The sequence below is a fragment of the Variovorax guangxiensis genome (assembly GCF_003952165.1).
Taxonomy (GTDB): domain Bacteria; phylum Pseudomonadota; class Gammaproteobacteria; order Burkholderiales; family Burkholderiaceae_C; genus Variovorax; species Variovorax guangxiensis.
On the sequence record NZ_RXFT01000019.1, the window covers coordinates 42,332 to 62,368 of the forward strand.

The following is a 20,037-nucleotide window of genomic DNA, read 5'->3' on the forward strand; positions in this document are numbered from 1 at the left end:
TTGTCGATCAGTTTCCGGAAGCAGTTACTTCGGGCTGCCATGCAGCCAGAGCCAGTTGCGTCTGGACATAAGCCAGGATGCTGTCAGCCTGCGCGGCCAGTTCAGAGCGCGCGGCTCGTATGTGAGCTACGCGGTGTTCCAGTGCCTGCGTCGGCGCCTCCATACCCGCGTCCGCACGGATCGATGCGTATTCCTGTGCAGCGCGAGCGCTGGAGCGCGCCGCATGTGCTTGCGCCAGCGCACCCCGTGCGGCGGACCAATTGCGCAGCGCACCTTCGCTGTCTTCCAGAGCCTTGAGCACAGTCTGCTCGAATGTGTGCCAGGCACGCTCGCTTCCCGCCCGCCCAGCGGCAGCGCGTGCCGCAATTCGCCCCGCATCGAGCCAGTCCCACTGCAGGGCGGGGCCGGCGGCGTAGCGCAGAGAACTCCCACGACCAAGCTGGCCTAGAGGAGCACTGAGGCCCATACTGAGGTCCAGGCTCACGCGCGGCAAATGGGCACGCTCGGCAAGTACGGTGTTGCCCAAGCTTGCCCGCAAAAGAGCGTCCGCCTTGGCTACGTCCGGTCGCTTGGCAAGCAGTTCGCCCGGCTGCGCAATCTGCATGGTCGTCGGAGAATCTGGAAGCTCCGCCGCGGCGACGCGATGGTCCCAGTCCGGATCCGAGGTCAAGGGAGAGCGCCCGGCAAGAACCGCCAAGGCGGCCACGCTGACGTGGCAAGCAGCCAGCAACTGACCGCGTTCTGCCTCTGCTCGGGCGATCGCTGCGTCGGCCGCGATCACCTCGCGGCGATCTGTCAGACCCGCCAGTGCGCGCTGCTCCAGCAGGTTGGCACGTTGGCGCAGGAGGACGAGTTCCTCGTCTACTCGCAAAGCCTCCTGCTGATGGCGGCGCAACTGCACGTAGCTACGCACCACTTCTGCCTGTAGTAGAGCGGTGGCCGCGCGGGCATCGGCTTGGGCCGCATCGAGCTGACGTTCGGCGATGGCCGAAGCCGTGCCGATCCGACCGAAAAGGTCAAGTTCCCACGACAAGCCCTGTGAAATCATTCCGATCCGCCGAGACGGCGGACGGGACAGGCCCTGCCCGTAGGGATCTGTCTCGGCCACGGAAGGCCGCGTGGCCAGGCTCTGGGCCGACAGACGACCTTGCGGCAAGACTTCTCGCTCAGCGACGTCCGCCATCGCACGAGCTTCTTTGATCACGGCAAGTGCGGCCTGGAGCTCGTGATTCCGTGCCATGGCCTGCTCGACCAAGATATTCAACTGTGGGTCTTTCAAGTCCCGCCACCAATGTCGACTGGGAACGCCGACGGGCAAGCCAGCATCGCCGGCAGCGGGGCTGGTGACGTCGAAGTCCGCATGACGCTGGACAGCACTGGGCACAGCGCTGGGCGGTGCTATGGCCGCGCATCCTGCCAGCAACGAGGCGAGCAAGAGAGGCGCGCCCACACGCAAAGAACCCTGAAAGTAAGGGAGGAATAGTGACATGTTGGGGCTCCTCAGGCAGCAGGGGCTTGAACCCGGTAGGCAATGGCATAGAGCGCAGGGATCAATCCGAGTGTGATCAATGTGCCGAGGGCGAGGCCTCCCATCATCACGATAGACAGGCTGGTCCAGATAGCCCCGCCAAACAACCACAGCGGCACCAGCCCCAGAATGCACACCAGCTTGGTCATGACAATGGGACGCAGGCGCTTGGAGGCGGCCTCCTCAATGGCTTCCGCAGCCGGCATGCCGGAACTCCCGGCTTCCTCGATGGCATCGATCAGCAGTACTGCGTTATTGACAATGATTCCCGCCAAAGCCAGCAGACCGAGCGTACCAACGAAGGTAAGGGTGGTGCCCGTCAGAGCCAGAGCCAACGCAGCGCCGATCGCAACGAACGGGATGCTGGCCATCACAATGAGGCTTTTGCGCACACTCTCGAATTGCCAAACGAACAGCAGGAACATGGCAATCATGCAAGCGGGCAGCAACTGCGCAATGGCCGCATTGGCGTCGATGTTCTCCTCGATCTCGCCACCCAGCGCTATTTGCACCGTACCTCCCCCGCGGATTTCCTGCAGTACCGGTGCGACCTGGTCAGCGATGCCTTGCGCGGTCAGTGCGACGTGGCGAGCGCTCACGGTGATGGCCCGCTCCTGGTTGTATCGCTGGATCACGGAAGGTTGTGGTTTCAGGGCCAAAACAGCCACCTGTCCCAGTGGCACACTGCCCTGACCATCGGCTTTCTGTATCGGCAGAGTCGTCAACTGATCGATCTGGGCACGCAATGCGCCGTCGCCTCGCAGGATCACTGGCAACACGGTGTCACCTTCGCGGTACCGACCAATAGCCGTCCCAGCCAGCAGCATGTCCAGGCTGCGCGCGATGTCTGCGGTACTCACGCCGGCGGCATGCGCCTTGGCCTGGTTCACCTGAACGTCCAACTGCATCACCATTCGCTCCGCATCAGTCTGGACATCGCGCATCCGGGCATCGGTCTGCAAGGCGGCCGCCAGCTTTTCAGCTGCTTGCCTGTGACTTTGACCATCGGTGCTGGTGAGACGGAATACGGCCAATCCAGCATCCGAAGCCCCCATGGAGAACCGCTTGGGCTCGAAGCGTACGTCGGGAAAGCGCTCGCTCAGGCCCGAGCGCACGCGCTCAATCACGGCGGCATGAGTCATACCGGGAGACATTGTCAGCACGGCATAGGCCCGGTTTGCGGCGGGCGTGGGTGGATTGAGTGCAAGGATGAATCGAGGACCACCGTCGCCGACATACACCGCATGGCTCGCCAGTTCGGGAAAGGCTGCGCGATCGGCCAATGTCTTGCTGACCGCAGCAACCTTGTCGAGCGTGTGCGCCGTGCTTGTGCCTGGAGCAAGTTCGATCGACATCTGCAGTTGCCGCCGTTCCGACGCAGGCATTAGTTCAGAGGGAATTTGTCCAAACAGCCATCCCGCTCCGCACAGCAGCAGCACCATCGTGCTCACATACAACGCCCGATGGCGCAGCACCCAACGCACCCTCACGCGATACCACCCGGTCAACGCCTCCACGGCACGGGCGGTCCGACTAAGTTCTGCATGGTGCTGCGCGAATCGCTGACTCAGCAGTGGGGTGACCGTCACCGCCAGCATCAACGACAACATCAAGGCAATTGCCATCACGATGCCCATGCTGCGCAGGTATTCGCCCATCTCGGTGCTGCTCAACACGAGAGGCAGGAAGGTCAGAATGATGGCGAGCGAGGACACCAACAGCGGTACCAGCATTGAATGGCCGGCCTTCGCTGCTGCATGTTCGCGGGTTTCGCCCAGCGAGAGACGCCGCTCCATGTCCTCAGCGACAACGATCGCGTTGTCGACGAAAAGACCGAGAGCGATGATGATCGCCCCCACCGAGATGATATGCAGATCGATGCTCAACAGCCGCATGATCGCGAGGGTCCCCAGCACAGTGGTGGGGACGATGGCCCCTACGATCAAGCCGGTTCGCCAGCCAAGGAACAGTACGACCACGCCCATGACGATCATGGTCGTTTCGACGAAGACTTGGCCCACTTGTTTGAGCTGCTTGGTCACGATCTGTGCCTGGTCCGTGATAGGCACCAGGGTCATGCCTGCCGGCAACCCGGCTTCGAGCTCGTGCACCCTGTCACGCAGCCGATCGGCAAAGCTGACAACGTTCAGGCCAGGATCCATGGAGATGGCGATTACTGCTGCCGGCGTTCCGTTCACGAAGGCGCCGCTCATTGGTGGATCCTGGGTAACGCGCTCAACGCGAGCGATCTCACCCAGGGGCACGGTGCCGCCGCCGGGCAGCGGAACCGGCGTGGTGCGAAGTTGTGCGGGATTTTGGGCATCACCGGTCACGTTCAGCGACATTTCAGCTCCGCCGACCTCGAGGAAACCGGCTGAGGCGATCACATTGCGAGTTGCGACCGCCTTCGAGATAGCGCTCGGAGTGAGCCCCTTGACCGCGAGCGCCGGGATATCCAGGATGATCTGAACTTGCTCGTCACGGATGCCGTGCAAAGAGACTCGCTCCACGCCTGCAAGGCCATAGAGCGCGTCGCGTAGGCGACGTGCGTGCTCGCGAACCTCGCCCGCGGTGTAGCCGGGGCCAGCCAATCCCATCGTGAGCACCGCGACTCGACCGAATTCGTCATCCACCATTGGCCCCGAAGTCCCCTCCGGCAAAGATGAATGCAGATCCGCCATGCGCAAGCGCAGGCGTTGCCACACACCCGGCAGCTTGTCGGGAGATACGGTGGGATGGAGTTCAACGTAGGTAAATGCAAAGCCGGATCGCACCGTTGTCTTTACGCGCCTGACCTCAGGCATGCCGAGCACGCTCTCCTCGGTTGGACGCGCAACAAGCTGTTCCATGCGCTCCACGGTAGCGCCCGGCATCACGCTCATCACAGTGGCAGTCCGGACTGTGACCTGCGGCTCCTCGGTGGAAGGGAAGTCGAGTGCAAGCCAGAGCCCCGCGAGCACGAGGCCCATCGCGGCCAAGAGAGTAAAGCGAGGTCGCTTCAACGCGTATTGAGAAATGCCGAACATGGCCGCTCCTTACTGAGAGACCACCACTGGAATGACTTTGGCGCCGGGAGTGATAGATGCGCCACCCGCAACGACCACCTGGTCGCCAGCCTGCAAGCCTGTCGCGACTTCGATCCAGCCTCCCCGCACAGTGCCCAACTGGACGGCTGCAAGTTCTGTAGTCCGGCCGTCTGCTTTCAATCGCAGCACGCTGCCCGCATCACCGGTTTGCCCCGGCAGGAGTGCACGCAGTGGCACCTGTACGCCGACTTTGTTGGTAGCCATGGCGCGTGGAAAAACTGTGGCCGCCCACGTAGAGCCAACTTGCGCGACGTCAGGGACAGACAGAAATACCTGCCGCAGCCCCCCAACCTCGAGGCGCCCGGAGACCCGCAGGACTCTGCTCTCCAGCAGGCTTGTACCGCGGCGAAGTTGGACCAGCTGACCGGGCTGCAAGTCCAAGTGCTCGGGTACCCTGACTGAAAGCTCCCGGCCACTGCCGTCGATCGTCATCACTGGCGCTCCGGGCCCAGCCGTCTGTCCCGGCTCAAGAATACGCGTGGCCACTACGCCTGCCGCAGGCGCGCGCAGCTTGGCGTGCCCCAGGGACCAACCAGCCAGGTCACGCTGAGCCCGCGCGCTGCGCAGAGCCGCCTCGGCAACGATAAGCTCAGCCTGGACGGCACTCCATTCACCTTCGCTCGTTGCTCCGGCCGAGTGGGCTGCCCGGGCTCGCTCGACGCGTAAACCGGCTTCGGTGGCCTGTGCTTCCGTTCTTGCTACATCGCTAGCAGCGACCGTAAATTGCGCCTGCAGCGGTTCCTCATCAAGCATGGCCAAGATCTGGCCTTGTCGAACCGCGGCGCCCGGCTCTACCAGTACTTGTGCCACGAGACCCGAGATCGGAAATGCCAATTCAATGCGCTGAGTGGCGCGCACTTCGCCGACGTATTCCAAGGCCGTTGAGGCACTATCTCGAACCGGAACAACGTATGCGGGACGGCCCTTCTCGGCCACGAGATCAGGCTGCGTCCGAGAGCATGCCGTTACAGCAGCCAAGCTCACGGCGACGGCGACCAAGCGCACTGATCGGGATTCAAAAAGACTTTGCTTCACAAAAAAACTCCGAGGCACTCAAGCAAGGATGGGTTGTGCGGGACAGCTCGACTTGCTGCTGGGGCGGACCAACGCCGGGCCACGAGACTGCATGGATGCCGCGCACTGAACTGTAAGAAGCTCAGGGGTCATGCGAGGGGACAAAACTGGCCACACAAGGGAACCAATTGGGACACAACGGCCTGTCTTGGGACAGTGCTGCGCTGGAGCGAGCTGCGTTCCACCCCCCTCACGATACGCTCTCCCTCAACGACAGATGCTCTCTCACGGGGCCCGATTCTTTGTCCCTTGGCGTAAGGAATCTATGCCAAGTCTCAAGCTCTGGAACGGCACTTCTGTCCATCGAGGGTAAGGACAATCTCGGCCACTTGGGTAGTTTTTGGTCTAGGATCACCACAACCAGAGTGATTGAAGCCGTCCCTCGTTGAGACATGCCATTGGGGAGCAGAAAGACACGCTTCTATGCCTTCATTGGAAAAGCAAGATTGCCGGTGGCACCAGTGCCAGCACTGGCTCCTCTCTCCCGTTTTCGTTCAGCCGCTTCACCCGCAGACTTGACTGATGCCTAAGCTGCTCAACAAGGCACCCGCAACTCCAATTCCCGACTCGCGGACGCTGGCCAATAACGTTCCCCATGTGACCCAAGCGCTGCTCGGCTTCATCGAGGAACGAGGACTGGCTCCGGAGCGCTTGTGCCGCGGTTTGGGCTTCACCTACCAAGACCTGATGAGCCGCGAGTTGCTGCTCTCATACGATCAGGTCAGAACCGTAATCCTGCGCGCGCAGCTCCTCCTCGGAGATGAGCCCGCGCTCGGTTTGGCAGTTGGCGCTCGCGAGACACTGGTGTCGTGGGGTGTTGCAGGCCTGGCAATGCTGACGTGCGAGACTTTCGGTGAGGCGATGCTCTTTGGCATTGAGCACCAGAATGAAGGCGGCGCAATGGTGGATCATCGATTCGAGGTACACGGTCGGCGCATGTTCTTGGACGCGGTACCCCGAGTCTTCGATCTGCTCGTCGAACCTTTTCTGGTCGAAGAGTCATTTGCTGGCGCGGTGGCTGTAGCTCGCTCAGTTGTCAGCAAAGAGTTCAGCCCAGTGCGCGTGGATCTGGGCTTCCCAGCGCCGGCGAATTCAGCTGTCTATCGCAGGTTCTTCCGCTGTCCCGTTCGATTCGATGCAGGCTGTCACCGCATGACCTTCGATGCTCATTGGCTGGATGCACGGGTGCCTGGCTACGACCGAATCACCTGCGGCTTGCTACGCCAGCAATTGAATACGCTGCTCAAGCGTCCGATTGGCAAATCCGACCTTGTGGAGTCGATGTCGAATCGGCTGCGCTTCGATATCGACGCACGCCCCAGGCAGAAAGACTTGGCACAGATGATCAACGTCAGTGACCGCACGCTGCGGCGGCGTCTGAACCAGCAGAACGTGAACTACACCCAGTTGCGGGATGGCACTCGTTTTGAACGCGCGTGCGACCTGCTGAGCCACACGCAGATGACGATCGCGCAGATCGCCGATGCGGTTGGCTATTCAGATGCTCGCGCCTTCCGTCGCGCATTCAAGCGATGGTCAGGACAGTTGCCTGGAGAGTTTCGCAGCGATCGATAGCCTCCGTTTGGTCAACGCTCATCAAGGTAGCACCGGCAACTGATTCAGCCTCATTGTGAGGCACGGCTATTGAAGGCGTGGACTGGCGAACCACCACGTTGCAAACCATTGGAGGCCAAAGTTCATCAGCACTCGACGATATTGAAAATGCGGGCCATGAGCGTTTGACGGAATGCAATGAGGGCGGCTCCTCTCTCCGCAGGACTTCCCAGTTGCTCTTTTTTTGAACCGAAGCCTCCCCCTGATCTCGCCTTTTGCTTCTGCTGCTCAAGTCCGTAGATGGAAATGAGAAAGTGCAAGCAACTATCGAAGGCGACCTCACCTCATATCCTAGTCCAGCGTGCCAATTTTTATACGGCTTTCTCTGTGGATAAACGAAACAATTGTCTCCCTCATGCGATGGAGTATCGGCAGGAAGAAACCTGATCTCCGCGATGCAACCTACGTTCTTCGACGATTCGTGTGACAGCAAATCGCACGAATTATGTCGCGCTACGAGTTCATCAATTCTGTCGAATCGCGAGTTTCAGTTGCTTATTTGTGGATGACAAAGAGGGCACCGTAAGATCGGATGAGATTTCTGCCCAAGAGCAAATCCCTTAGCATCCGAGCTTGGCTTCCGCCGCCCCACGAGTGGGCCGACCAGGAAGCTTTCAAGTCCGACGGTGATGTGTTCCCATAGCCGCTGGAATCGCATCCTCGACTTCTCCACGGGCGCCGCAAAGATTGATACATAGCCAAATGAGATGCATCGGCGATGCCCAAGACACGTGAGTGATCAGACGCGAGCTCTTTTCGGAAAGAGGCAAGCGACCTCGCTCTTGCCACTCGGGACAAACATGTATCCCACACCCCGGATCGTCTGGATGTAAGAAAGCGACCCATCTTCCAGCAGTTTCCGAAGATGCGAGATTTGCATGTCCAATCCCCGATCAAAAGCACTGTGTTCCCGACACCGGGCGACCTGAGCCAGCTTATCCCGAGAAAGCGGTTGCCCCGGATGGCGGGCAAGTACTTTGAATATTGCAAACTGAGCAGTTGTGATATTCAGAATGCGGCCATTCTTTCTAAGCGTACGCGTGCCCATATTGAAATGGAACGGTCCGAAGCGGGCAACCTCGTTACTGATCGATGGTGCCCACGGCTCCTCTCTTGGTGGGCTTCGCCGCAAGATAGCATCGATACGGGCACGCAGCTCGCGTGGATTGAATGGCTTGCGGACATAGTCGTCAGCGCCCATCGTCAGACCCGCAATGCGATCAGCATCTTGTGCTTTCGTGCTGAGGATGATGATTGGTATCCGTACACCCGTGGCGCGCAACCGCCGACAGATCGACAAGCCATCCTCCCCAGGCAACAGCAGTTCGAGCACGATAAGGGCAATCGCGCGACGACTCAAAATCACCGAGAGCGATTCGCCATCGTTGGCCTCAAAAACATCAAAGCCTTCCTGCAAGAGATGACTCCCGAGCAACTCCCTGGCGAACGGATCTCCATCCACGATCGCGATTGCGCGGTCACCACGAACTGTCTTCATGGAAAGCGAATCCTCGCGCGCGAGGGGCAATGACGACGCACAACGTTGAACTTGCCGAGAGGCCTCGCGATTCTTGCCCCCTTCAAACCCATATCGTTTTCACGCAGCAACACAACGCTATCCGGCATCTATTCGGATCAGTTCCGCTTGAGCTTGGTCTGAGGAACGACAGATCTGCGGTGATTCACCTGCTTGACTTACGGTACTGTCCCCCCAGTCGTGAAGGCTGAGCTTTTCCACGGCCATATCTCCAAAAGCGCACACTGCCTTCGGAAGCTGTTGACGGCTCGTATAGAGAACACTCAGGCCGCGACCGGTCCGCTTGTACTGCGGCAAGACAGGAACCAGCTTGCCCGACGCCACGTCGGACGAGGTCAAGACAGACGGAAGCGCCACGATCCCCATCCCAGCGCACGCCGCCAGACGCTGAACGTCCTGCGAGTTGCTGATGAAACGTCCGCTCACTTTGACGTCAATCTCTTCATCCCCCGGCCCCCGCAAGCGCCAGGTGGCGCAGTTACCAGAATCCGATTGCGAGATTACGCACTCGTGCTTCGACAGTTCTTGCAGAGTCTTGGGCGCTCCGTGCGCCGCGAGATAGGCCGGGCTGGCAAGCAAGCCTCCGTAGCCATGGAGGATCTTTCGTACGGCATAGCTTGAGTCCGACAAGGAACCACCTCGGAAGGCAATGTCAATCCGCTCCGCGATCAGGTCGACCAGGAAGTCGCTGAGCACGAATTCAAGCTTCACCAAGGGATATTCAATCAGAAATGCATGGACCCATTCCATTCGAAAAACCTGGAAGAAATTGGCCGGCGCCGCTATCCGCACCAACCCTCTTGGGTCCAGACTGTCCATCCTCTGCCAACGGCCGGCCTTCACCAGCGCCTGCACCGCAGAACTGCACTGCTCTTGAAAAGCCTCCCCTTCGCTGGTCAAAAGCAACTTTCGGGTGGAGCGCTGCATCAGTCGAACGCCAAGGTGTTCCTCGAGTTGCTGAATGCGTCGGCTGACAGTCGCTGATGGCATCCGCAGGCGTCGGCCCGCTTCGGTGAAACTTCCACAGGACGCAACTTCTACGAATATTGCAACGTCATTGAGATCAAGCACGGGGTACTTTCGTCAAAGAGTAGGGCGTCGCTTTCCATCAGGTTTTTTCAGTCCCGCAGGCCTACCTGAGCTCCGGGACGGGACCAATTTCGGGGCGTTTCGGACTTCGAACAGGGGTGGGAAGCGCGCGGATTCGTACTGGCTGGTTGTCCTGAGTCTCTCTAGATGCTCGGAGAACTGGTCAGCACGGAGCTCAAGGGGACAAATGCTTCGCTGCAATCGACAGGCGTCGAGGCTCCGGGGAGCCCAGTCACGGTGACATCTCTCGTATCCGATGAAACGATCGAAGAGGCGAAGCTCACCGCCCCCGGCCCAAGCACAAAATGAGTGGCGGCAGGCAGCGTACTTGGTCCACCGTTGTGACCCGCGGCAAAGGTGGGAACGACATCGAATACGACATTGTCCAATGCAATGCCTAGCGGATTCTTCTGCCCATTCACCTCGTACCCCGCAAACGTGAGTTGCCCCCCTCCGTATTTGGCGCTGCCGAGATTGCGCAGGCCACGTACTTTGACATCGCTGAAACTGGGGTATCGAGTCCCGCTATCGCTGCTGTAGAAGGAATCAAATACCAATGGCTGCCTCACACCGCGCATGCAGATTTGACTGTAGGTCACACCGGAGACGTTGCCTCCTCGTGTGGAGTCTGACTTGATGCGAAGCCCGATACCACCTGCACTGTCAAAGCCATCGATTGAAAGATCGTTCACCATCACGTCGCTCAGGCCAGCGTAGGTCTCGCTGCCAATTGACATTCCGTGGCCGTAGTAGAAGCGGTTGTGCAAGAAAGCGAGTTGCGTTGACGGATTCTTGCCATTCGCTTTGATGGCGACGTGATCGTCGCCGACACTGACGTAGGAATAGGCCAGCAGAACTTGTTTTGATCCCATTGGATCAAAGCCATCGGTGTTTTTTACCGTCTCAGGTGTGAAGCAGGTCGCCGGCGTTGCGACATCTGGAGTTGAACCCTCCGGGCAAGCATAGCCAGGCCGCGTATAGCCTCGTGTCGGGGAGACAATCTTGATGCCCCATGCGGTGACTCCAGTGACACCGGTAGGCACGACATGGAACCCGGGCGAATTCACAACAGCTGTGCGATACAACGTGAAATTGCTTCCGTTGCGAATTTCAAGAAGGCGCGGAACCTGTTGGTGCAGGCCCGAAGACTTGTTTTGGTAGGCGACATCCCACCAACTCCTCCGCCCCGCGTTAGGCCCACTCGTCAATATGCTGCCGCCACGGCCATCAATGGTCCCGTTCCCCAAAACACCGCTCCCAGCGGTATCCTTGGCCAGGATGAACGGAGCGCATGCTGAGGCGTCTGTTGAGGTCGCCGTGCCGCAAGCTCCAGATCCGTCGTCGTAGTCGACGGGATTGCGCGACGCAAATAGCGTGACACCTTCGTCGACCCACAGTTGGACGCCGGACTTCAGCACCAATGGACCGCTGAGAAATCCTGAGGAGCCTGATGTATCGGAGATTAATTTGACCGCTTGACCCGCTGGGCATGCGCTTATGGCAGCCTGGATGCGTTGAGTGTCTGGCTGCGAATTCGATGGATCTTCATCGCTTTGATCAAGCGATTCCTGAACCGGCTTCAGCTTGGCCGACAACGTGGCACAAACCACGCTCGGCAGCATAGGCTCAGCAACGGTTCCCCACTGAGTCACGACTGTTGCCCTGGCACCTGCCAGCACAGGAGCAGCGGGAGGCATTACATCTGGCAGGTTTGGCGTGGTCCCCGTGGTAGCAGAAGCCGGTACCCACGCTCCTGAGTAGCTTGGCGCCCCACCACCACCACCACCACCGCAAGCTGCCAACAAAGCGCAACCAGCGATGATGAATATTGTCCACCACACTTGCTCAAAGCAGATGCCTTTCCCTTTACGTTGATTGCAGTCACTCGCACGAGCAGCAGAGTGATGACTTGAGGCAACCATTGAAGGAAGCACAGAACACGTCAGAGATCCGTGCATGAGCAGCCCGAAGAAAGTGAGAACAAAGCCAGCGCTGAGGGGCTGCAGGAGTTAGATCCAGCAGCCTTGAAGAGAGCAAAGGCGATTGGAAATAACATACACAAGCCGCCAACAGGTTAATAGAGCAGGGACGCGCCTGCATCCGGGAAGGACTCACCCCGCATCGAGGACATGAATCACTCGAACTGGGCTTCGCGCACTTCCTTCAAGCCGAAATGCGCATCGGGTGCGCATTCGGAAGGTGCCGACATACGGCAGGCGGATTTTTCACTGAACGCAGACGCGCCACTAGCGCAGGATGCGGAGTTCAATCATCCATTTCTGAGCGAATGACAGAATCGACGCGTGCAACTTGACAGCAAGAGCGTGCATCGGGCGCCCCGAAATTGAGTGAGTTACAGGAGCCGCTCTTCGATCAATGTCCCGCTACTCCGGCTCAATCTGGGCCAGGCGCAGCGCCTCCTTCAATCGTGCGTCCTCTCTCTCGAGATATGACCTGAATGCCTGGGGCTCCCCGCCAACAACGCGAAGCCCGATGGTATTCATGCTTTTAACCAGCTCCGGGGCCGCGAGCGCGGAGGCGGCGGAGGCATTCAGCTCGCGCACTTGTTCCTTCGCAGTAGCACGACGGACTGTCAGACCGAACCAGGACTCCGACTCGAATCCGAGGACGCCCGCTTCGGGGAACGTTGGCACCTCCGGCAAGGACATATCACGTTGTACCGAACCTACCGCAAGAGCCTTCAGCTTGCCACTGCGCACGAAGGGGAGCGCCTGAGGAAGGTCCGTGAGCATGGCGGAAACCTCGCCTCCCACAAGCGCCTGCAGCGCAGGGGCCCCTCCCTTGTAAGGCACATGGAGCATGTCAAAGCCGGCTTTTTTCTTCAGCAATTCAAAGCCGAGGTGCCCAGAAGACCCCCGGCCGAAGGACGCATATGCTCCTTTGCCCGTGTTCGCTCTCGCCCAAGCAATGAAATCCCGCAAGCTTCCCACGGGTACGCTCGGATGCACCGCAAGCAAATGCGCATTGGAAGCACAAAGGATCACTGGGTCGAAGTCCTTCAGCGCATCGTATGGTGCTTTGACCAAGAGGCGAGGCTGCACCAGAAAGCTCGCTCCGATCAGTAACAGCGTCTGGCCGTCGGCCGGTGCCTGCAACGCGGCCTGGGTTGCAATCACCGTGCCGCCCCCCGGGCGGTTATCCACAAGCGCTGCCGATCCACCCGACGAGCTCAAGCGCTCTGCCAAGGCGCGAGCCAACGTATCGGCTGCACCTCCTGGTGCATAGGGCACGAGGATCCTCAGGTGTCCAGGATTTGCATACACCCTCGTTGCCCCTGCAAACGGGAGCAATGCCCCCATGGCCAACAATTGCCGGCGCGAAGCATTCATCGGTTCACCACTTTGTTCCACTGATCGACAATCGCAGAGCGCTTTTCCGCAAAGAAGCCCCAATCCACACTGCGCAGTTTGTCGGCCGTCGGAACTGTGGCTGCCACTTCTTCGGGTACTTTGGCCTTGCCGTTCACCGGACGGGCATTGCCGATACGTGCCCAAGCCTCTTGCGCCTCGAGACCGAGCATGTGATTGATGAAACGCTCTGGTTGATCCCCGGCGGTCGGATTGACCACCCGGGCTACGCTCATGGGCAGAGCGTAGCCCCCTTCGCTCGGCACACAGAAGCGCAGGTCCGCAAGATCAGGATCGCGCATCATGGCCAGCACGTTGCCGCTGAAGTATGGTGTGGCCCAGATCTCCCCACTCTTGAGCCAGCCAACCGCAATGCTCTCCTGGTCCCACAGACCTGGGCCACGAGTACGCAGTTGGTACATCGCCTCCATGCCTGCGTCCGGTGTTCGAATGCTCCCCCCTTTGAGTGAGGCCAGGGCATCCAGCGTGTACACAGAAGAGTTGTAGGTGATATTCGGTGCGGAGACATGGCCCTTGAGATCATCACGCAACAGATCTGCCCAGCCAGCAATGGGTTTGGCAACCTTCTTGGCGTTGTAGGCAATTCCCCAGGTCCCATAGGTGACGGGCAATGCGAAGCGGCCCACAGGCAGGCGCACCCGCTCGTCGAGCTGCGAGAAGTTGGGGATCTTCGACGGATCCATCTCCGCCACCAAACCGGACTTGGCAAGCAGCGGCAGCAACACGTCGGTAAAAACGCCGACGTGCAGGCTCGGCTGGGCGCGGTTAGCCTGCATCTGCGTGAAGCGTGCATTGTCGAATGACTCGATCACCCTGGCCTCCTTGCCCGAAGCATAGGTATCAAGAAAGCTGCGTCGAAAGTTGCCTCCCAGCAGGCCGGGATACCACCCGATGGTCAATGGAGCGGGTTGTGCCAGGGCGGATGCAGACAGTGTCGAGAGAAGGCTTGCGGCGGGCAGAGAAATGGCACCGCCGAGGATTTGGCGCCGATTGAGGACTTGAAGCATGGTTGTTCCGGAGAGTTAGCAAGAGGTTCTTCAGGAAAGCATCAAGTGCTGCTTCCCGCGAGATGACGCAGCCATCCCAGCCGATCGATGACGACCGCGGCGAGCAACCCGAAGACGACCAGCATCGTGGAGACTGCTGCGGCGACCGGATCGTTCACGTCAAAAAGATACTTGTAGAGCGCAACCGGCAGTACGATCTGCTCAGACTGGGTCACAAACAGACTTACGGTGAACTGATCGAGTGAGACGATCACGGAGAAGATGCCCCCGGCCACGAGTCCCGGGACCAGACCTGGTAAGACCACACGGCGGAAAGTGGTGGCGGGACTGGCCCCGAGGACCTCGGACGCTTCGAGCAGGGACGGCCGCAATGCCAAGGCGCTGGTCAGCAGCGCCCGAAACATGAACGGGAAAACGAGCAAGAGATGAGCGGCCAGCAAGCCAGCAAACGTGTCGACCAGGCGCAACCGCGTGAGCGAGTAAAGCAACGCAATGCCGATAATCAACGCCGGCACGATCAGCGGAGAAAGGCACGCAAATTCAACAGCTCCGCGCAAGATACCTGGCTGCATCCGGCGCACGCCTAGCGCGGCGGGCAACGCCAGAAGAGCTCCCAGCAACGTAGCTAGCACTGCCAGAACCAGGCTGCGAATGGCCGGCACAAGGAAAAGACCTGAATCCCAGGCGGCGGCGTACCATTTGAAAGAGAAACCCGTCGGTGGAAATGTGAAGTACGAGCGCTCGCTGAAGCTGAACAGCACCACGACAAGCAGTGGCAGCATCAGGAAGAAGGTCACGAGACCGGCGAGCACCCATGCTGTCACGCGCCAGAGGCGATCACACGAAGGCAACATCAACCGTTCCTCCCTTCGATGCGTCGTACCCCTCGCTTGTGAGCGGCATATGCGACCAATACCACCACGGTAAGGATCAACGAAAGTGCAGTGGCACGGGGCAGATTGAAAAGCACCAACGCATCGGTGTAGACCTGCACGGAGACGTATTTCACAGCGCTTCCGCCCAAGATCAGCGGCGTCACGAAGGCTCCGAGCATCATGCTGAATACCAGCACTGATCCCGCGATCAAACCCGGCGCCGACAACGGCAGGGTGACGGTGAAAAATCGCCGAGCCGGCCCCGCGCCGAGGATATCGGCCGACTCCCGAAGTCTCTGGTCGATGGCCTGCAGCGAGGAGGTCAGCGAAAGAACCATGAAGGGTAGAAAGACCTGCGTACCGCCAATGATTACTCCAAGCAAGTTTCCGCTCAGGGAAAAAGGTCCGTCGATGAGGCCGACCCACTTCAGAAGCGAATTGACAAGCCCTTGCCGTCCGAGGATCAACAACCAGCCATAGCTGCGCACGACAGTGTTGACCAGCAAGGGCGCAGCCACCGCGAAATACAGTAGCCCTCGCCATCGCTGCGGTGCAGAGGCCACGGCGGCGGACAGCGGGAAGCCAAGAGCGGCACACAGCAATGTCACCAGTGCGGCGACACCAATGGTCTTGAGGATGAGTGTGAAACTTGCGGCATCGCCGAGGAGCGAAAAGTAGTTCGTCAGCGTGAAGCCAGGAAGCACCTGTCCAAAGCTTTCGCTGCGAAAACTGATGCTTGTCATGTCCGCAAGTGGTAACACCAGCAGCAAGATCAGCATCAGCGAGGCAGGCAGCAACGCTGTCAGCGTGCCCCAACGGCGGTAGAAGTCGACGCGACTCATGATGGGTCGAACGCCACACAGCAATCCGCGAGCATCACATGCACCGCCTGATCGCGGTAAAGCTGTCCCTCGGGGAGGCCGAGTACACGAGAAAGCAACGGCCGCCGATCATCCAGTTCCAGGTGCAGCAGAGTGCTTCCTGTTTCCGGGACGACTTCTCGAATTCGCGCAGCAAGTGCACCCGGCCCTGCACCCAGTTTCACCTGTTCGGGACGAACAGCGAGGCGTGCCGGGCCGGCGGGACGATCGAGCCTGACAGGAATGCGTACAGTCCCCCCCAGTTCGAACACTCCCGCCAACGGGTCGTAATCGCCAGTCAGGAAGCTGATGTCTCCGATGAAGTCGGCGACGAAGTCGTTGACTGGACGCATGTAGATCGAGGTTGGATTGTCCAGCTGCTCAATGCGACCACCTCGCATGACAGCGATCCGATCCGAGAGATGAAGGGCTTCTTCCTGATCGTGAGTCACGAAAAGGAAGGTCGTGCGCGTCTCCCGGTGAATGCGCTTGAGTTCGGTCTGGAGTTGCTGGCGCAACTTGAGATCGAGCGCGCCCAATGGCTCATCAAGCATCAGCACCGAAGGACGTGTCGCGAGCGCGCGCGCCAAGGCCACACGTTGTTGCTGCCCCCCCGAAAGTTGCCCCGGGCGCCGCTCACGCAGGTGCGGCAACTGAATCAGCTCTAGCATCTCATCCACTCGCTCGGTGATCTGCCGTGCTTGAAGGCGTTGCGCCTGCAACCCGTATGCAATGTTCTCCGCTACGGTCATGTGCGGGAACAGCGAATACTGTTGGAACACCATGCCGAGGCGCCGCTCCCGGGGAGGAAGGTTCGTCACGTCTCGTCCATCGATGAAGATGCTGCCCTCCGCAGGCCTCTCGAAGCCAGCGATCATGCGCATCAAGGTGGTCTTTCCGCAGCCACTGGCCCCCAGCAGTGTCAGGAACTCTCCGTCGCGAATATCGAGATCAATCCGATCGGCGGCCAGCGTGGCGCCAAAGCGCTTGGATACGCCGCGCACGGACACTTTTGCCCCGACGCCACGACCGTCCCGCGCGGTAGGTTCGCATGCGGCATCAGTATCTTTTCGCATGTGCGGCATCATCCCTTGCTCAGGAAGCCGCCGATGGTCTCGTCGGTATGAAAGACAGGCTTCTCGTGATAGTGAGGGCCGTCATAAATCTCGATGAGCACACTGCGTTCATGGGCCACAGTGGGACCATGGGGATGATCCTTGGGATTCATGTAGAACGATCCCGGCGTCAGGCGCAATCCTGAATCGGTGTACTCGTAGTCACCTTCCAGGCAGTACATGAACTGGTTGGATGCATGGGTGTGTTTCGTCGGGATACGCCCCCCTTTGGCGTACTCCAGCAAGGCGATGCTCGCACCCGTTTCGGAATTCTTCCAAAGGAAGTATTGGCGAAATCCGTAGTCCGGAAAATCGATCCATTGAGTTGGATCAAGTGCCGTGGTGCGGATCAGGACTTCAAGCGTCTTGAGGTCGGGAGGAGTGTTGTCGATCGTGGTCATGTGTACCCGCTGATTGGAAGTCCGGATCGGGACGGCTTAGTCTGCTAGCCGCTCTTTGCGCACGGAGTTGCGAAGGATGCCCACGCCTTCGAGCTCCACCTCGACGATGTCGCCATCGCATAGCCACACAGGCGGCGAGCGGCGCATGCCCACCCCTCCAGGGGTTCCCGTCACGATGACATCGCCCGGTTCAAGCGTGCAGAACGTGGAGATATGGGAGATCAGTTGCGCCACCGAGAAGATCATCAGATCGGTGCAGCTGCGCTGCATCTCTTGACCGTTGACACGGCACACGAGGGACAACGACCGAGTCAGTGGCAGTTCATCGGTGGTTACCAACCAGGGACCGAAAGCGCCAGTGCAGGGAAAATTCTTGCCGGGCGCCCATTGGCCCGCAGCGCTTTGCCAGTCGCGCACGGAGGCATCGTTGTAGGCTGAGATGCCAGCAACCCAATTCAGCGCTTCTTCGACAGCGATGCGCCGGCCGCGTCGGCCGATAACGACCGCCACCTCCGCTTCGAAATCGAGATCGTCTGATTCGATCGGGCAGACGATGGCGCCACCATGCCCTACCTGCGATTCAGGCACCCGCAGGAAGATTGCAGGAGCTTTTGCCTCTGGTGCATGTTCGCCTTCAATGCGGTGTGCCAAGTAGTTAAGGCCGACGCAGACGATCTTGCCTGGTTGAGGGATGACTGGCAGTGGGCTCAGCAGCGCCAAGTCATGATCGGACGGGGCCGAATCGGCCCATTGCGCGATCTCGGGGAGCCGGTCTTGCTCAAGTGCTGCCTTCAGCGTGCCGCATCCTGGGCCAAGGCGTCGGCCGGCGTCAACCACGGAGCCATCTGTACGCACGACGCCAAAGCCCGGTCCGGCCGAGGAAAGATAAGACATGAGTTTCATGGATATCTAACAGTGAGCTTTCGAACGGGCGCTCAGCCCGCTCGTGCCGGTGCGATCGCTTGGCATGCAATCTCCACGAGGATCTCGGGCGTGGCAAGTGCCGCCACCTGAACAAGCGTCGAAGCCGGAAAGTCGCCCTCGAAGAACTCCTGCCGTGCCCTCCAGACATCCTTGTTGTATGCCATGTCCGTCACATAGATCGTCATGTTCACGACGTCCGCCATGGTGGAACCGGCAGCTTCCACGCAGTTCTTCACTTTGCCGAAGATCACACGGCTCTGTTCGTAAGCGCTGCCGACGCCATGAATGGCTTTCAGGTCGTTGGTTCGTGCAGTGAAACCCGACAGCCACAGGGTGTCACCGGCGCGGATGCAGTTCGACCAGTGGCCCGGCGGGTACTCCGCAACATGGGGAGAGACGATACGTTGCTTGCTGAGGCTCATGGAAAGGATCAGGGTTAGGAAAATCTGGCGGTTGCGAGAACCTTGGCTGCAGTTTGGAAGAACCGATGCATGAAGTAAATTGAGTTGTTTCTCTCCTGCCATTACCATCAGGTAATGACTCTTTGGGACACAAGCTCATGCCTCATCTGGACTGGTACGTCCGCGCACAGCTGAAGCTGCGCCATCTGCAGCTGTTGGTTGCGCTGGACGACTACCGCAGTGCCGCTCGAGTGGCCGCGCACCTGCACGTCACCCAACCCGCGGTGTCGAAGATGCTTGCCGCAATCGAAAAGGGTGTGGAGGCGCCGTTGTTCGAGCGCACAGCTCGCGGGCTGGAGCCCACCGAGTACGGCGTGGTGCTGGTCCGCCACGCACGGGAGATCATGGAAAGTTTGGGCAACGCCCACGCCGAATTTCAAGATATCGGCGAAGGACGACTCACACGAGTGGCCCTGGGCGTCTTGCCCTCTACAGCCGTTTTCCTGATTCCGCGGCTGGTCGCAGCTCTAGAGGGGGAAGCGAACGCAACTGGCGTTGCAATATCCGTTCGGGAGGGAACGATGGAGTTCCTCTTGCCGCTATTGCGTACCGGGCAGATCGATCTGGCAGTCGGCTTCCTTCCAGCCAAGCGGCCCGGCTCGGAGTACAAGACGACGCAACTCTATGAAGATCCCACGGTCACTGTCGTCCGCAACGGACATCCGCTGAGCAAGCTGCGCAAGATCAATTGGAAGCACCTGTCGGACTATCCGATGATCCTGCCGGTCAAAGGATCACTCGTGCGCTCTGCCATCGATAGTTTCATGGCCGAGCATCAGGTCCACGTCGCGCGACGACATCTGGAATCAGTCTCCACGCTAGCCAACCTTGGCGTGCTGCAACTGACTGATTCGATTGGGTTCATGCAGGAGCACTTGGCACGCTACTTCGTGAACCGCAACGATCTGTCGATCTTGCGACTGGATCTGCCCTCGGTAACGATGCGCGTGGGACTGATCTGGATGGCGGAGCGCCAAGTGCCGCCGGCAACACGGCGGGTAATGGATCTGCTCGAACTGTACGCAAAAGAACTATCTGCTTCGAGCTGAGCCAATCTGGATTGGCTCTTCAGCCCAT

At 59.6% G+C, this 20,037-nt stretch carries 16 protein-coding genes; 2 read left to right on the forward strand and 14 right to left on the reverse strand.

Annotated elements, in window-relative coordinates:
- Window positions 1-7: 7 nt before the first annotated feature.
- The 3 genes from EJP67_RS29840 to EJP67_RS29850 are packed head-to-tail and all read right to left on the reverse strand — an operon-like array spanning window position 8 to window position 5,667.
- Complete coding sequence (locus EJP67_RS29840) at window positions 8-1,489, reverse strand: TolC family protein (protein WP_126025337.1); 1,482 nt, start codon at window positions 1,487-1,489, stop codon at window positions 8-10.
- 11 nt (window positions 1,490-1,500) lie between these two features.
- A complete protein-coding gene (locus tag EJP67_RS29845; RefSeq protein WP_126025338.1) occupies window positions 1,501-4,554 on the reverse strand; it encodes an efflux RND transporter permease subunit in 3,054 nt (1,017 codons plus the stop codon).
- A gap of 9 nt (window positions 4,555-4,563) precedes the next feature.
- Window positions 4,564-5,667, reverse strand: a complete 1,104-nt coding sequence (locus EJP67_RS29850; protein ID WP_338067738.1) for an efflux RND transporter periplasmic adaptor subunit — start codon at window positions 5,665-5,667, stop codon at window positions 4,564-4,566.
- 543 nt (window positions 5,668-6,210) lie between these two features.
- Here EJP67_RS29850 and EJP67_RS29855 point away from each other — a divergent pair.
- Window positions 6,211-7,263 carry an AraC family transcriptional regulator gene (locus EJP67_RS29855; protein WP_126025339.1) on the forward strand — a complete coding sequence of 351 codons (1,053 nt, stop codon included), beginning with the start codon at window positions 6,211-6,213 and terminating at the stop codon, window positions 7,261-7,263.
- Between the two features lie 778 nt (window positions 7,264-8,041).
- Here the strand turns inward: EJP67_RS29855 and EJP67_RS29860 are convergent.
- The 11 genes from EJP67_RS29860 to EJP67_RS29910 form a co-directional block, all read right to left on the reverse strand.
- Window positions 8,042-8,800, reverse strand: coding sequence for a response regulator (locus tag EJP67_RS29860; protein ID WP_126025340.1), 759 nt, complete (start codon window positions 8,798-8,800; stop codon window positions 8,042-8,044).
- A 117-nt stretch (window positions 8,801-8,917) separates the two neighbouring features.
- Complete coding sequence (locus EJP67_RS29865) at window positions 8,918-9,910, reverse strand: LysR family transcriptional regulator (protein ID WP_126025341.1); 993 nt, start codon at window positions 9,908-9,910, stop codon at window positions 8,918-8,920.
- Between the two features lie 161 nt (window positions 9,911-10,071).
- Window positions 10,072-11,580, reverse strand: coding sequence for a glycoside hydrolase family 28 protein (locus EJP67_RS29870; RefSeq protein ID WP_240650825.1), 1,509 nt, complete (start codon window positions 11,578-11,580; stop codon window positions 10,072-10,074).
- Window positions 11,581-12,312: 732 nt separating this feature from the next.
- Window positions 12,313-13,278 (reverse strand): Bug family tripartite tricarboxylate transporter substrate binding protein, encoded by a 966-nt coding sequence (locus tag EJP67_RS29875; RefSeq protein ID WP_126025343.1) that lies wholly within the window; start codon window positions 13,276-13,278, stop codon window positions 12,313-12,315.
- Complete coding sequence (locus tag EJP67_RS29880; RefSeq protein WP_126025344.1) at window positions 13,275-14,324, reverse strand: ABC transporter substrate-binding protein; 1,050 nt, start codon at window positions 14,322-14,324, stop codon at window positions 13,275-13,277. Before EJP67_RS29880 ends, EJP67_RS29875 begins: the two co-directional genes overlap by 4 nt.
- Before the next feature lie 41 nt (window positions 14,325-14,365).
- On the reverse strand, window positions 14,366-15,178 hold the full coding sequence (locus EJP67_RS29885; protein WP_240650831.1) for an ABC transporter permease: 813 nt from the start codon (window positions 15,176-15,178) through the stop codon (window positions 14,366-14,368).
- Window positions 15,178-16,041 carry an ABC transporter permease gene (locus EJP67_RS29890; protein ID WP_126025346.1) on the reverse strand — a complete coding sequence of 288 codons (864 nt, stop codon included), beginning with the start codon at window positions 16,039-16,041 and terminating at the stop codon, window positions 15,178-15,180. Before EJP67_RS29890 ends, EJP67_RS29885 begins: the two co-directional genes overlap by 1 nt.
- Window positions 16,038-17,135 carry an ABC transporter ATP-binding protein gene (locus tag EJP67_RS29895; protein WP_126025414.1) on the reverse strand — a complete coding sequence of 366 codons (1,098 nt, stop codon included), beginning with the start codon at window positions 17,133-17,135 and terminating at the stop codon, window positions 16,038-16,040. The genes EJP67_RS29890 and EJP67_RS29895 overlap by 4 nt, the downstream gene beginning before the upstream one ends.
- Before the next feature lie 8 nt (window positions 17,136-17,143).
- Window positions 17,144-17,575 (reverse strand): cupin domain-containing protein, encoded by a 432-nt coding sequence (locus tag EJP67_RS29900; protein ID WP_126025347.1) that lies wholly within the window; start codon window positions 17,573-17,575, stop codon window positions 17,144-17,146.
- 36 nt (window positions 17,576-17,611) lie between these two features.
- Window positions 17,612-18,478: a fumarylacetoacetate hydrolase family protein gene (locus tag EJP67_RS29905; protein ID WP_126025348.1), complete on the reverse strand. Its 867-nt coding sequence runs from the start codon at window positions 18,476-18,478 to the stop codon at window positions 17,612-17,614.
- A 32-nt stretch (window positions 18,479-18,510) separates the two neighbouring features.
- Window positions 18,511-18,921: a RidA family protein gene (locus tag EJP67_RS29910; protein ID WP_126025349.1), complete on the reverse strand. Its 411-nt coding sequence runs from the start codon at window positions 18,919-18,921 to the stop codon at window positions 18,511-18,513.
- 137 nt (window positions 18,922-19,058) lie between these two features.
- Between EJP67_RS29910 and EJP67_RS29915 the strand changes: the two genes are divergently transcribed.
- Window positions 19,059-20,009, forward strand: a complete 951-nt coding sequence (locus EJP67_RS29915) for a LysR substrate-binding domain-containing protein (RefSeq protein WP_126025350.1) — start codon at window positions 19,059-19,061, stop codon at window positions 20,007-20,009.
- The last annotated feature ends 28 nt before the right edge of the window (window positions 20,010-20,037 follow it).